Below are 14,364 nucleotides of genomic sequence, written 5' to 3'. Positions count from 1 at the left end.
CGGGTGAAATAAAACCTCTTTTTGACTCCCCTAACGCTTGGCGTTAAGTAGGCCGGCCATCTTAATCTTTTAAAAACTCACGTCAAGCGTTTATTTTTATTTGATTTTTTGCCCCGACATGGCCGCTGAACGCTTGCCCTGCGTGCCGTGTCGATGGAGGCGCATTATAGAGAAACCACTCACCTTCGCAAGACTAAAAAGCGACTTTTTTTAGAAAAAGTCGCCGTTCGGTCAAACAATCAGCGTTATGGCCTAAAAGCGGGCAAATTGCTCGCTAAATTCCGCCACTTTTCGCCAATCCGTGTATTCAACCTCTTTGGTCGTATCCGTCTCCCCACCCGTGATATGCATGATGAAGCGAATCATCACTCGATCAAACCATTTATAACGTGGATAGTAGAGTGCGCCGGCAAAGACACCATGCAGTTCGGGGGTCCAGGGTGACTTTTCGATAAACTTACGGCTATAAGCGCTGGTTTCTGGCGTATCTTTCCCCGGTTTACGCGCGGTGAGATTGACACTAAAAAATGCTGCTTTCACGGTTTTAAGCTGATCTGCATGCGCATCAATGAATTGATATAGCTTTTTATTAAAATGGCCATAGCGAATAGACGCACCAATCAGTATCCGATCGTATTGGCTGAGATCAATGTCTGGCCGCTGATGAATATCTTTCACCTCACACTGCGCCGAAACCCCCAGCTGTTGCTCGATAAAATGCAGGATTTTCTTGGTCTGCCCTTCTCGGCTGGAATGTAGCAGTAAGACTTTTTGCGTTGCGTTGCTTTGCTCGCTCATGTCCTCTCCTTCCCCATACGGCTAGCTCCGCCAGAATGTGGGAGTAAATAAAACCAATAATGTGAATATTTCTAAACGACCGAATAGCATGGCAAGGATCAATACCCACTTCGCCGTGTCATTAATATCGCCAAAGTGAGCAGCCACTTCGCCTAGCCCTGGGCCTAGGTTATTGAGGGTCGCTGCAACGGCTGAAAACGCCGTTAGCTCTTCAATGCCAGTGGCTATCAAGGCCAACATACAAATGACAAATACCAGCGCGTAGGCGGAGAAGAACCCCCATACGGCATCAACCACTTGCTGCCGTAGCGCCTTATTACCCACTTTGATGGTGTATACCGCGCGAGGGTGCACCAAGCGTTTCAATTCTCGCGTTCCTTGGAGTGACAACAGCAAGATACGAATGACCTTCATCCCGCCACCGGTCGAGCCTGCACACCCACCAATAAATGACGAGAACAAGAGTAAAACGGGGAGGAACAACGGCCAATGGGCAAAGGTTGTGGTGGTATACCCCGCGGTGGTTGATATTGATACCGACTGAAATAGCGCCTGGGTGAAGGTTTCTGTGGCGCTCTCATAAACCTGATGCCCGCTCAGCATGGTAAACACCACCAGCCATAGTAGGAACTGAATCACCAAAAACGCGCGAAATTCTGGATCACGCAAGTAAAACTTTAGATTGAGCCCATTATTGGCAAAGGCGGCGAAATGGAGAGAAAAGTTACACGCAGAGATCAACAGAAACACCACAGTGATGAGATTAACCGCAGTGCTATCAAAGTGACCAATGCTGGCATCATGGGTTGAGAACCCGCCGATGGCAACGGTCGAAAAGCTGTGCCCAATGGCATCAAAGGCAGACATGCCCGCCAGCCAGTAGGCCAAGGCACAACTTACGGTTAAAGTCAGATAAATGTACCAGAGCACCTTGGCAGTCTCAGCGATCCGAGGTGTCATCTTGGTATCTTTCACGGGGCCAGGGATCTCGGCGCGATAAAGCTGCATCCCCCCGATGCCGAGTACCGGTAAGATGGCCACCGCCAGGACAATGATCCCCATACCACCAAACCACTGTAGCAACTGCCGATAGAACAAAATCGCTTTAGGTAACTCATCTAGCCCCACAATGACGGTTGCGCCCGTCGTGGTTAAACCAGAAAAGGACTCAAAAAACGCCTCGCTCACGGAAAGATCGGGCTGTTCAGACAGCATCAACGGAACTGCCCCTGCACTGCCGATCACCGTCCAGAATAATACAACAATCAAAAAGCCATCACGTGCTTTGAGTTCATGCCGATAATTTCGATTGGGGAACCAAAGTAACCCGCCACCCGCGAGTAGTAGAAAAAACGTCAAAACAAAAGGATAGCCCGCACCATCACGATAGATAAACGCAACCAATGCAGGCGCTAACATGGTGATGCTGAACAGGGCCAGCAGGAGTCCGACAATGCGGGTAATGGAACGAAATTGCATAGCCTGACGTGGCCCTCTTATCGGCGGTAGCGACTTTCTACCGTCTCGTCGTTACACGTAAAGCAGGCTAAGTGCCTGACGTTGTCTTATGTTCTAACGGGTGCGCGCTTGCTTGTCCGCGGGTTTGATTTTTAAGTGCTTCAAGAAACACATCGATATAGCGCGCATCGATACGCACACTCAATCGCACATTATGGCTGAATTCTGCATCGAGCTGAACGCCATCGTACTGCTTGAGTAGCGATTCTATCGTATCAATGTGAGCATATTCACAGCTTATCGTGTAAGGGACTGTCACTGCCACTTCTCGCGTGGTCAAAAGGCCCAGGGCTTGCTGCACACTACTGCCATACGCTTTGACCAAGCCCCCAGTACCCAGTTTAATCCCGCCAAAATAGCGTACTACCACGGCACAAATCTCACCGACGTTCGCACCAGATAACTGCGCAAGCATCGGCTTGCCTGCCGTTCCCGCTGGCTCACCATCATCGCCACACCCCCATTGCACGGAAGATTCAGGCCGGCCTGCGACAAATGCCCAGCAGTGATGCCGTGCATCAGGATACGCTTCTCGCAACGATTGAATAAATTGCTTTGCCTCTTGTTCTCCGGGCGTATGAGCAAGATACGTAATAAACCGGCTTTTTTTGATTTCAAGCTCGTGCCTCACGGTGTCAGCAGGCACTGCGTATGGGGTGATAGGCATCATGGTACAACCTTTATGTCTCAGCGATGCACTGTATCATATTCCCTCAAGCACGACAGGGACTCGACCACAGTAAAAACAACCCACACCACATATTTTAAACATTTGTTTAACTTTTGGTTGTCATTTCTTATAACAATGATCCACACTAGGTCGCATCTGGTCTAACCAGAACACTATTCAACCAGGATGGTACTGCCAACGTGGAGAACAACCATGATCTACCAAGGAGATAACCTATCAGTTCGTGCTTTGGATAACGGCATTGCAGAACTGACCCTAGACAGCCAAGGTTCTGTCAACAAATTGGATCTGGCAACGCTAGAAAGCTTAGACCAAGCCCTCGATGCCTTGTCGGGTCGCGATGATATTAAAGGACTGCTGCTGACCTCTGCTAAATCAGCCTTTATTGTCGGCGCAGACATTACCGAATTTCTCGGATTGTTTGCCAAACCCGACCAAGAACTGTCTGATTGGGTATCTCGCGCCAATGCCATTTTCAATCGTTTAGAAGATTTACCCTATCCCACCCTTAGTGCCGTCAATGGCCATGCACTCGGCGGTGGCTGTGAGTGCATACTCGCGACCGATTTACGTGTAGCAGGTCAGGACGCGCGTATCGGTCTTCCTGAAACCAAGCTCGGTATTATGCCCGGCTTCGGTGGTACCGTGCGCTTGCCTCGACTTATCGGCGCCGATACCGCGATGGAAATCATCACTGCTGGGAAAGAAAAACGCGCGTCCGCGGCATTAAAAGAAGGCGTAGTGGATGCCGTTGTCGATAACGCGCACCTGCGTGACGCGGCGATTCGAATGCTAGGCCAAGCGATCGACGAAAAAATTGACTGGCAAAGCCGTCGCCAACAGAAAAAACAACCACTGAAGCTTAACCGCACCGAGGCAGCGATGAGCTTTACCATGGCCAAAGGCATGGTGGCACAAGTTGCAGGGAAACATTATCCGGCTCCAATGACGGCAGTGACGGCCATTGAAGAAGCCGCAGGGATGACACGCGATGAGGCACTTGAGGTTGAAAACCGCTATTTCGTCAAGCTAGCCAAAACCGATGTCGCACAAGCCTTGGTGGGCATTTTCCTCAATGACCAGGTCATCAAAGGCAACGCGAAAAAAGCTGCCAAACAAGGTAAAGATACACAACGTGGTGCGGTATTAGGCGCAGGCATCATGGGCGGCGGCATTGCCTATCAATCGGCACTGAAAGGCGTGCCGGTGATGATGAAAGACATCGCCCAAGCCTCACTCGACCTCGGTATGAAAGAAGCAACCAAGCTGCTGAATAAGCAGCTAGAGCGTGGTCGTGTCGATGGTTTTAAAATGGGCCAAGTATTGTCGTCAATCACCCCAAGTCTTCACTATGCGGGCATTGAGCAAAGTGACGTGATCGTCGAGGCCGTGGTCGAGAACCCGAAAGTGAAAACCAGCGTCCTCAAAGAAGTCGAAGCGCTAGTCAGTGACGACACGGTCATTGCGTCCAACACCTCTACCATTCCTATCAATACACTGGCGAAGTCATTGGCCCGTCCAGAAAACTTCTGTGGCATGCACTTCTTTAACCCGGTTCATCGCATGCCATTAGTGGAAGTGATTCGTGGCGAGAAAACCTCTGATGAAACCATCGCACGCGTGGTGGCTTACGCCGCCAAGATGGGTAAGTCGCCCGTGGTCGTCAACGACTGCCCCGGCTTTTTCGTCAACCGTGTATTGTTCCCCTACTTCCATGCCTTTAGCTTGCTACTTCGTGACGGGGTGGACTTCCAGCGCATTGATAAAATCATGGAAAAACAATTTGGCTGGCCGATGGGTCCGGCGTATCTGCTTGACGTGGTCGGTATTGATACCGCACATCATGCGCAGGCAGTGATGGCAGAAGGCTTCCCAGACCGCATGAGTAAGTCTGGCCGCGATGCCATTGATGTGATGTTTGAGGCCGAGCGCTTTGGTCAGAAGAATGGCAAAGGCTTCTACCGCTACACCACAGACAAAAAAGGCAAGCCGAAAAAAGAAGCCGATGAAGCCGTCCCTGCTTTGCTCGCACCCGTAATTGAAGGGGGTCAAGCAGAGATCAGTGACGAGGATATTATCGCTCGCATGATGGTGCCGATGATCAACGAAGTCGCCCGCTGTTTGGAAGAAAACATCATTGCCTCTCCGGCAGAAGCAGACATTGCTTTGGTTTACGGTATCGGCTTCCCGCCATTCCGAGGCGGTGCCTTCCGTTATGTCGATACTTTGGGTGTTGATAACTACGTCGCCATGGCTGACAAATTCTCTGAGCTCGGCGCTTTGTATCATGTTCCTACGGATATGAAACGTCGTGCCAGCGATAAACAGGCTTACTTTGATGTCACACCGGTCAACGCACCGCAATCAGCCTAAGTTTAAGGAGAGAACAATGAACAATGTAGTGATCGTTGACTGTATCCGTACCCCCATGGGCCGTTCGAAAGGCGGTGTGTTTCGCCACGTTCGTGCTGAAGATCTATCCGCGCACCTAATGAAGTCTCTATTGGTACGTAACCCTGGGGTAGACAGCACCAGTATTGAAGACATCTACTGGGGCTGTGTACAACAAACGCTCGAGCAAGGTTTCAACATTGCCCGTAATGCGGCGCTCCTTGCTGGCATTCCACATAGCGTGGGTGCCACCACGGTCAACCGCCTGTGTGGCTCGTCGATGCAGGCACTGCACGATGCGGCTCGCGCAATCATGGTCGGTGATGGCGACACCTTCTTGATTGGTGGTGTCGAACACATGGGCCACGTGCCAATGAACCATGGTGTCGACTTCCACCCTGGCTTATCTAAGTCAGTCGCTAAAGCCGCTGGCATGATGGGACTTACCGCAGAAATGCTCGGTCGCATGCATGGCATCAGTCGTGAAATGCAAGACCAGTTTGCCGCTCGTTCTCATGCCCGTGCGCATGCCGCCACCGTGGAAGGCCGTTTTAGAGATGAGATTGCGCCTATTGAGGGCCATGATGCCGATGGCTTACTCACTTTGGTGGAAGACGATGAAGTGATTCGTCCAGAAACCACCGTAGAGAGCCTCGCTGGTTTACGCCCCGCCTTTGACCCTGCCAATGGCACAGTAACCGCTGGCTCGTCGTCGGCACTATCGGATGGTGCCTCTGCAATGTTGGTGATGAGTGAAGAAAAGGCCAAAGCCTTGGGGCTGCCTATCCGTGCACGTATCCGTGCCATGGGCGTCGCCGGCTGTGACCCATCCATTATGGGATATGGTCCGGTCCCAGCGACCAAAAAAGCGCTCAAACGTGCGGGCCTAAGCATCGATGACATTGACTTGGTCGAACTGAATGAGGCATTTGCCGCCCAGTCTCTGCCTTGTGTCAAAGATCTTGGCCTGATGGATAAAGTGGATGACAAAGTTAACCTCAACGGTGGTGCAATTGCACTGGGTCACCCGCTAGGCTGTTCCGGCGCACGCATCTCGACCACCTTACTACATCAAATGGAGCGCCAAGATGCTACCTTAGGCTTAGCGACCATGTGCATTGGTCTCGGTCAGGGGATTGCGACAGTGTTCGAACGCGTCTAACCACAATGCGCACTTTCATCAATAAAGAGCGGCTACGTCCGCTCTTTTTTTGGCTTGCGTCATCCCGCACGCAATCGCATAGTGATTGATGTAACGCATGTGGTGGTAACATCATCTGGCCTAGTATGGCCACTCACTGACTTCAACCGGGAGAATGCCATGTTTAACGCGCTTGTCCTTGAACAACACGAAAAGCAAACCCTCGCCAAAATCACCTCACTCGATGATGACCTTCTTCCAGAAGGCAATGTCACCGTCAATGTTGATTTCAGCTCCCTCAATTATAAAGACGGCTTAGCCATTACCGGCAAAGGTAAGATTGTTCGCCAATTCCCCATGGTGCCAGGGATCGACTTTGCCGGCACAGTTGCCGATAGCCAACACCCCGACTATCAACCCGGAGATAAAGTGGTGCTCACTGGTTGGGGCGTCGGTGAAGCACACTGGGGAGGCATGGCAGAGAAAGCGCGTGTTAATGGCGACTGGCTCGTTCCCCTTCCTGAGGGGCTCACTGCGCAACAAGCAATGATGGTAGGCACCGCGGGGTTTACCGCGATGTTATGTGTGCAAGCCTTAATCGATGGTGGCGTCAAACCTGAAGATGGCCCAGTGTTAGTCACCGGTGCCAGTGGCGGCGTTGGCTCTGTCGCGGTCACCTTATTGCATGCGTTGGGCTATCGCGTCAGTGCCGTCACAGGCCGACTTGAAGCCAACCAAGCGTGGCTTAAGCAACTAGGCGCTGACGAAGTGCAACCGCGTGAGTCCTTTAGCGCACCAGGTCGCCCGCTGGACAAGCAACAGTGGGCAGGCGCAATTGATACCGTGGGCAGTCAAATGCTCGCCAATGTCCTTTCACAAATCCAGTACGGTGGCACAGTTGCCGCATGCGGCCTTGCCGGCGGTTTCGATTTACCCGCCACTGTGATGCCGTTTATTTTGCGCAATGTGCGATTGCAAGGTGTCGATTCAGTCTCTTGCCCGAAAGCGCAACGTCAAGCTGCGTGGCAGTCACTGACCAAGCTATTGCCCGCCAGTTACTTTGAACAGGCGTGCCACACCATCGCACTGGCGCAAACCCCAGAGTATGCGGATAAAATTATTCAGGGCGAGGTGAAAGGCCGCGTCGTTATCGAGATCGCTCACCAAGACTAATCCGCGCAAAAAGGCCAATCTTTATTACGGGTTGGCCTTTATTGGCGACGTGCAGACAAAAAAAATCCCGCTCGAAGAGCGGGGAAGCCCAAGAAAACTGGGAGTGAGTGTAGCTGTTGAGTGAGTTAGCCTAGTCAGGCTGCGAGCGTGGCGTTGAGGTCGATAAGGCTTCTACCAATAACCCCAAGGCTGCGGCGCAGATTGCTAGTGTTGCCAAGAGAGTGTGCTCATGACTGTGCGTTAATCCCCAAAAAGCGAGTCCGCTAAGCCCTGTGTAAGCAGCGATACGGTGTCCATAAGCCAAGCTCAATGTGCTCGTTTGTGCTTTTCTCATGATCCCGCCTTTCGTTAACGACTTGTTAAATAATTTACACAACTCATTTACAAGCGCAACCCTGTTTGAATAATTTGTCGCCATAAGTATGATCAGGTCGACACTTTTTGAGGTAAAAATAATGACACTCGCTTTTGACCACGCCGATCTTCAACTTGATGCCTTAGGCCTGCGCTGCCCGGAGCCTGTAATGATGGTACGTAAACGTATCCGTCATATGGACGAGGGACAAACCTTGCTGATTACCGCCGATGATCCCTCAACCACGCGTGATATTCCCAGCTTTTGTCGTTTTATGGATCACACCCTTATCGCAGCCCAAACAGAGAGCGTGCCGTTTCAGTTTTTGATCAAAAAAGGGCTGGCATAACGCCAACCCTTACTCATTCATCATTGTCCTGCGTTAGCTCAGTAGATACCAAGTATCGAGCACAGCCAATGCGGCAAACATCGCCGCCGCGAGCACCCGCACGACAGCAAGCGGGACATGGCGCTGAATTTTATCACCCGCCAGCACCACAGGGACATTGGCTAGCAACATACCAATGGTTGATCCAATCACTACCACCCACAACGCTTCATTAAACTGTGCGCCCAATGCGGTCGTGGCGAGCTGGGTTTTATCGCCAATTTCTGCGACAAAGAACGCACTGAAGCTCGCCCAAAACGCGCTTTTGCCCTGAATACCTTCATCCTCAAGCTTATCCGGGATCAGCATCCATACCGCCATCACGCCAAAACTGATGATCAAAATAATATGCAATACGGTATCGGTCAGAATATCGGCCGCAACCACGCCGAGCCAAGCAGCAATGGCGTGATTGACTAACGTCGCCAATAAAATGGCACTGATAATCACCGCAGGTTTACGAAAACGTGTCGCTAACGCCAGCGATAGTAGTTGGGTTTTATCCCCGATTTCCGCCAAGGTGACGGTAGAGATAGAAATGGCAAGAACGCTCATGACATTGCTCATCTGGGGCAGGGCTTATTATGATTCAACCACGACAACACACGCCCCACCCCGGTTCGTGCGATTGTCGTTGGTCTCGTCAAGCCCAGAGCACCTAATGGCAGGCTTGCAATCACCATGAAGATTTTGCTTCAACTATGTTGATGATTGCCCCACTGACTGTGCAGTGGTCGACTACTCCCCAAGACGGCGCTAGTGTACGATTTGAACAATCGCTTGGCAACTTCTATTCCTCTTGCCCCTGCACGGAGAAAATAAGCGCCTCAAAGGCGCACAAAAATCCGCCAGCCCCCTACTGCTTGAGCGCGCTGCGAGTTATAATTGCCAGCTATTTTCTCCATTCATCAACTCGCGCGAACCTGACAATGCATAAATTCGATATCAAAACCTTTCAGGGTATGATCCTCGCGCTGCAGGATTATTGGGCCCAGCAAGGCTGTACCATTGTTCAGCCGCTAGACATGGAAGTGGGTGCAGGTACCTCCCACCCAATGACATGCTTGCGTGCACTTGGTCCAGAGCCCATTGCAGCGGCTTACGTTCAACCTTCTCGTCGTCCTACCGATGGGCGTTATGGCGAGAACCCGAACCGTCTGCAGCACTACTACCAGTTTCAAACCATCCTGAAGCCGTCACCCGATAACATTCAAGAGCTGTATTTAGGCTCGCTGCGAGTGCTGGGAATTGACCCAGAAGTCCACGACATTCGCTTTGTGGAAGATAACTGGGAAAACCCAACGCTTGGCGCTTGGGGCCTCGGCTGGGAAGTCTGGCTGAACGGGATGGAGATCACCCAGTTTACCTACTTCCAGCAAGTCGGCGGATTGGAATGTAAACCGGTCACCGGTGAGATTACCTACGGTATCGAACGTCTGGCGATGTACATTCAAGAAGTCGATTCTGTGTATGATCTGGTTTGGACCGATGGCCCATTTGGCAAAGTCACCTACGGCGATATTTTCCACCAAAACGAAGTGGAGCAATCGACCTATAACTTTGAACACGCTGATGTTGATTTTCTGTTCCGCTACTTTGATCAGTGCGAAGCCGAAAGTACCAAGCTTCTGGATCTCGAGCAGCCGCTCCCTTTGCCTGCTTACGAACAGATCCTAAAAGCCGGTCATGCGTTCAACCTGCTGGATGCGCGTAAAGCCATCTCAGTGACTGAACGTCAACGCTATATTCTGCGCATTCGCACACTGACTAAACGTGTCGCCGAAGCCTACTACGCATCTCGCGAAGCGCTGGGCTTCCCGATGTGCCGACACACCAAATAAGGGAGCATCATGGCAACGCAAAATTTCCTGATTGAGCTCGGCACTGAAGAGCTACCACCCACAGCCTTGCGCACCTTGGCTGAAGCTTTTGCCAGCCAATTCGACGCACAATTGAAAGACGCTGATCTGAGCCACCAAGGCATTACTTGGTACGCCTCCCCACGTCGCTTAGCACTTAAAGTGGCGGCGTTGAGCGATCGCCAGCCAGATAAAGTGGTTGAGAAGCGCGGTCCTGCGGTCAGTGCCGCCTTTGACGCAGATGGCAACCCCACCAAAGCGGCCATGGGTTGGGCGCGCGGTAACGGGATTGACGTGAGCGAGGCCGAGCGCCTAAAAACCGATAAAGGTGAATGGTTGCTGTATCGTCAACACGTACCCGGTCAAGCCATCGACACCTTATTGCCGGTACTGGCCGATAACGCCCTAGGCAAGCTGCCTATTCCTAAACCCATGCGCTGGGGTGACAAAGACACCCAGTTTATCCGCCCAGTGAAAACCTTGGTGATGCTGTATGGGGACACCTTGATTGAAGGCACTATCCTAGGCGTGGCGTCTGATCGCGTGATTCGAGGTCACCGCTTTATGGGTGTATCGAGCCTAACGCTGGATCATGCTGACCAATACCCAGAGCGTCTTGAGCGTGAAGGTAAAGTCATGGCCGATTATGAAAAGCGTAAGGCGTTGATTATTAAAGATGCCAAAGCAGCGGCTGACGCAGTTGGCGGGATTGCTGAGCTTGATGAAGACTTGGTTGAAGAAGTCACCTCACTGGTAGAATGGCCAGTGGTACTGACGGCCTCTTTCGAGGACAAGTTCCTTAAGGTGCCATCAGAAGCGCTGGTGTACACCATGAAAGGCGACCAAAAGTACTTCCCGGTTTATGACGCTAACGGCGAGCTACTGCCCAAGTTCATCTTCGTGTCGAACATTGAATCGAAAGATCCGGCGCAGGTTATCTCAGGGAATGAAAAAGTCGTGCGTCCTCGCCTCGCGGATGCGGAGTTCTTCTTTGATACTGACCGCAAGCGCCCATTGATTGATCGCCTGCCAGAGCTTGATAGCGCGGTATTCCAAAAGCAATTAGGTACCATCAAAGATAAAACCGATCGCATTACTGCACTCGCAGGACAGATTGCAGAGCGTATCGGCGCCGACAAGTCACACACTGAGCGCGCGGGCCAACTGGCTAAGTGCGATCTCATGACCTCGATGGTGTTTGAGTTCACCGAAACCCAAGGCGTGATGGGCATGCACTATGCGCGTCATGATGGCGAGCCCGAAGCCGTAGCGCTGGCACTGAATGAGCAATACTGGCCGCGCTTTGCCGGTGATAAGCTACCTACCACGCCGGTCTCTTCAGCACTCGCGATGGCTGACAAAATGGATACCATCGTGGGCATCTTTGGTATTGGTCAAGCACCGAAAGGGAGCGACCCCTTCGCCCTGCGTCGGGCCGCGTTAGGCGTTCTACGTATTATCGTCGAGAACGGCTATCAGCTTGAGCTTGTCGACCTCATCCGTGATGCCAAAGCTCAGTACGATGACCGTCTGACTCACAAAGAGGTAGAGGCGGATGTCCTCGACTTTATGCTAGGTCGTTTCCGCGCTTGGTACCAAGATATGGGCTATAGCGTTGATATCATCCAAGCCGTGTTGGCACGTCGTCCAACCAAGCCTGCTGATTTTGACAGCCGCGTTAAAGCGGTGTCGCACTTCCGCAGTCTTGAAGAAGCCGAAGCACTTGCCGCGGCCAACAAGCGTGTAGGCAATATCTTGGCCAAGTATGACGGCGAGCTCCCTAGCAGCGTCGATACTAGCTTGCTACAAGAAGACGCTGAAAAAGCATTGGCGGACGTGGTCGCTGAGAAAGTCGCTGCGGTTAAACCTTTATTTGCTGACAGCGATTATCAAGGCGCGTTGACGGAGCTGGCGCAATTGCGTACACCGGTTGATACCTTCTTTGATAACGTGATGGTTATGGCAGATGATCCTGCACTGAAAGCCAACCGTTTGGCGATGCTTCACCTTATCCGTGAGCAGTTCCTCAACGTGGCAGATATTTCTGTTCTACAGAAGTAATTATCAGCAACACACGATTCAGCCCCGCTATGACGCGGGGCTTTTTTTGGGTGTTGATACGCGGACGCCCCTCTTCGCTACCAATTCTCATCTACCTTGCTACCAGCTCTCAGCCTCGTTGGCTACCCAATTTAATGACGCTAATCACCCTGTTTGTCGAGCCAAGCCGAGTTGGTTTCACGTGGAACACTTGGATTTCTACCCCTCTAAGCGACTTTCGCCCTAGTGTGTACCGATAACGTAACAACCCCGTCAACCATACCCTTTAATGACGAGACGATAACAAACTTACCATGCTTTCTTTTACACAATAGATTGTTGTATGTTGATTGCAGCTTAACCACAACATCGATACAGATATTTAAAGGCAGTAATCATGGAAGTCACTCACTTTGGCGAGAAGTTCGCCAATCACTCGGGCATCACACAATTAATGGACGATCTTAATGACGGCTTACGTAATCCAGACGCCATTATGTTGGGGGGCGGCAACCCCGCGGCGATCCCGGAAATGCTCGACTACTTTAAGACGCTAAGCCAATCAATGCTCGACGACGGTAGTCTCGTTCACGCCATGGCAAACTACGATGGTCCACAAGGAAAATCGGCATTACTCAATGCCCTCGCCGAGCTGCTGAATAAGACTTATGGCTGGCAGCTGTCAAGCAAAAACATCATGCTGACCAATGGCAGCCAAAGTGCATTCTTTTATCTGTTTAACCTATTAGCGGGACGCTACGCCGATGGCAGCCACAAAAAAATCTTGTTGCCCCTCGCCCCCGAGTATATCGGCTATGGTGACGCCGGTATCAACGACGATATCTTTGTTAGCTACCAACCTGACATTGAATTATTGGATAACCGCCAATTCAAATACCACGTCGACTTTAGCCGCCTAACGATTGATGAAAGCATTGGCGCCATCTGTGCTTCCCGCCCGACTAACCCGACCGGGAATGTGCTAACCGATAGCGAAATCCAACAACTGGACCAACTCGCACGCGACAACAATATTCCTCTGATCATCGATAACGCTTATGGCACGCCCTTCCCGGATATTATTTTTGAAGACGTTGCACCGTTCTGGAATGACAACACCATACTCTGCTCGAGCCTCAGTAAGCTAGGTTTGCCTGGTGTGCGTTGCGGGATTGTGATTGCCAATGAAACGGTGATCAATGCGATGTCCAACATCAATGGTATCGTCAGCCTGTCGCCAAACAGTGTGGGGCCAGCAATGGCACTAGCAATGATAGAACGCGGTGATCTTTTACGCTTAAGCAAAGACGTCGTTCGTCCTTTCTACCAGCAAAAGTCACAGCGCACATTAAAGATGGTGCTTGAGACCATTAATGATGAGCGAGTTCGTGTTCATAAGCCAGAAGGAGCTATCTTCCTGTGGCTCTGGTTTAACGAGCTCCCAATCTCTACCCAAGAGTTATATAAACGCTTAAAAGCCCGCGGTGTACTGGTTGTCCCCGGAGAGTATTTCTTTATTGGTGTCGATCACGAAGGCTGGGATCATGCTAAGCAATGCATACGCATGAACTATGTCCAAGAGGATGATGCTATGCAACAAGGTATAAAAGTGATTGCTGAAGAAGTCGCGCGCGCCTACGACGAAGGATAAGTTTTGGTTTCACGTGGAACACAGATACATACATGTTCCACGTGAAACCTTTCATTAGACCTCTGGCAACGAGAAAATGCGCCATAACATTTTCCTAATTGGCCTCTATCTAACCTACCTTCCTAACCTACCTTCTTCTGCTGACGGACTACTTTCTCCTTTCGTCAGCTTAAGCCTTAATCACCGGTCGCTTGATCTAACTATCGAACCATTCTGCACCCCATATTTCCAAAAGGGGTAATACGGCGCAGTGTGAACAATCATTTGGTTTGGCTTGGCTTGGCTTGGCTTGGCTTGGCTTGGCTTGGCTTGGCTTGGCTTGGCTTGGCTTGGCTTGGCTTGGCTTGGCTTGGCTTGGC

The 14,364-nt window shown here is 51.3% G+C and carries 12 protein-coding genes; 7 read left to right on the top strand and 5 right to left on the bottom strand.

Features of this window, described 5'->3' with window-relative positions; all coding sequences use genetic code 11:
- Nucleotides 1–252: 252 nt before the first annotated feature.
- From hemG to BZG25_RS15265, 3 genes are all read right to left on the bottom strand, one after another.
- Nucleotides 253–798 (bottom strand): menaquinone-dependent protoporphyrinogen IX dehydrogenase, encoded by a 546-nt coding sequence (gene hemG / locus BZG25_RS15275; RefSeq protein WP_077579401.1) that lies wholly within the window; start codon nucleotides 796–798, stop codon nucleotides 253–255.
- A gap of 21 nt (nucleotides 799–819) precedes the next feature.
- Nucleotides 820–2,277, bottom strand: a complete 1,458-nt coding sequence (locus BZG25_RS15270; protein ID WP_046074830.1) for a TrkH family potassium uptake protein — start codon at nucleotides 2,275–2,277, stop codon at nucleotides 820–822.
- A gap of 67 nt (nucleotides 2,278–2,344) precedes the next feature.
- A complete protein-coding gene (locus tag BZG25_RS15265) occupies nucleotides 2,345–2,983 on the bottom strand; it encodes a YigZ family protein (RefSeq protein ID WP_046074893.1) in 639 nt (212 codons plus the stop codon).
- A gap of 216 nt (nucleotides 2,984–3,199) precedes the next feature.
- On the opposite strand from BZG25_RS15265, the gene fadB reads away from it, so the two are divergent.
- From fadB to BZG25_RS15250, 3 genes are all read left to right on the top strand, one after another.
- Nucleotides 3,200–5,380, top strand: a complete 2,181-nt coding sequence (fadB, locus tag BZG25_RS15260; protein WP_046074831.1) for a fatty acid oxidation complex subunit alpha FadB — start codon at nucleotides 3,200–3,202, stop codon at nucleotides 5,378–5,380.
- A 16-nt stretch (nucleotides 5,381–5,396) separates the two neighbouring features.
- Nucleotides 5,397–6,560 (top strand): acetyl-CoA C-acyltransferase FadA, encoded by a 1,164-nt coding sequence (gene fadA, locus BZG25_RS15255; RefSeq protein ID WP_046074832.1) that lies wholly within the window; start codon nucleotides 5,397–5,399, stop codon nucleotides 6,558–6,560.
- A gap of 159 nt (nucleotides 6,561–6,719) precedes the next feature.
- Nucleotides 6,720–7,712 carry an MDR family oxidoreductase gene (locus BZG25_RS15250; protein ID WP_077579400.1) on the top strand — a complete coding sequence of 331 codons (993 nt, stop codon included), beginning with the start codon at nucleotides 6,720–6,722 and terminating at the stop codon, nucleotides 7,710–7,712.
- 130 nt (nucleotides 7,713–7,842) lie between these two features.
- Here the strand turns inward: BZG25_RS15250 and BZG25_RS15950 are convergent, their stop codons facing one another.
- A complete protein-coding gene (locus tag BZG25_RS15950; protein ID WP_077607307.1) occupies nucleotides 7,843–8,046 on the bottom strand; it encodes a hypothetical protein in 204 nt (67 codons plus the stop codon).
- Nucleotides 8,047–8,167: 121 nt separating this feature from the next.
- Between BZG25_RS15950 and tusA the strand changes: the two genes are divergently transcribed.
- Nucleotides 8,168–8,416 (top strand): sulfurtransferase TusA, encoded by a 249-nt coding sequence (gene tusA, locus BZG25_RS15245; protein ID WP_046074835.1) that lies wholly within the window; start codon nucleotides 8,168–8,170, stop codon nucleotides 8,414–8,416.
- Nucleotides 8,417–8,449: 33 nt separating this feature from the next.
- Here the strand turns inward: tusA and BZG25_RS15240 are convergent, their stop codons facing one another.
- Nucleotides 8,450–9,010: a TMEM165/GDT1 family protein gene (locus BZG25_RS15240; protein ID WP_046074836.1), complete on the bottom strand. Its 561-nt coding sequence runs from the start codon at nucleotides 9,008–9,010 to the stop codon at nucleotides 8,450–8,452.
- Nucleotides 9,011–9,384: 374 nt separating this feature from the next.
- Between BZG25_RS15240 and glyQ the strand changes: the two genes are divergently transcribed.
- From glyQ to BZG25_RS15225, 3 genes are all read left to right on the top strand, one after another.
- Nucleotides 9,385–10,296 (top strand): glycine--tRNA ligase subunit alpha, encoded by a 912-nt coding sequence (glyQ, locus tag BZG25_RS15235; RefSeq protein WP_046074837.1) that lies wholly within the window; start codon nucleotides 9,385–9,387, stop codon nucleotides 10,294–10,296.
- Nucleotides 10,297–10,305: 9 nt separating this feature from the next.
- Nucleotides 10,306–12,375, top strand: a complete 2,070-nt coding sequence (gene glyS / locus BZG25_RS15230; RefSeq protein ID WP_077579399.1) for a glycine--tRNA ligase subunit beta — start codon at nucleotides 10,306–10,308, stop codon at nucleotides 12,373–12,375.
- Nucleotides 12,376–12,751: 376 nt separating this feature from the next.
- Nucleotides 12,752–14,005 carry a valine--pyruvate transaminase gene (locus tag BZG25_RS15225; protein WP_077579398.1) on the top strand — a complete coding sequence of 418 codons (1,254 nt, stop codon included), beginning with the start codon at nucleotides 12,752–12,754 and terminating at the stop codon, nucleotides 14,003–14,005.
- Nucleotides 14,006–14,364: the final 359 nt, after the last annotated feature.

Origin of the sequence: Salinivibrio sp. ML198 (genome assembly GCF_001996015.1) — a bacterium.
Taxonomy (GTDB): Bacteria; Pseudomonadota; Gammaproteobacteria; order Enterobacterales; family Vibrionaceae; genus Salinivibrio; species Salinivibrio siamensis.
This window is presented reverse-complemented; position numbering and strand designations above follow the sequence as displayed.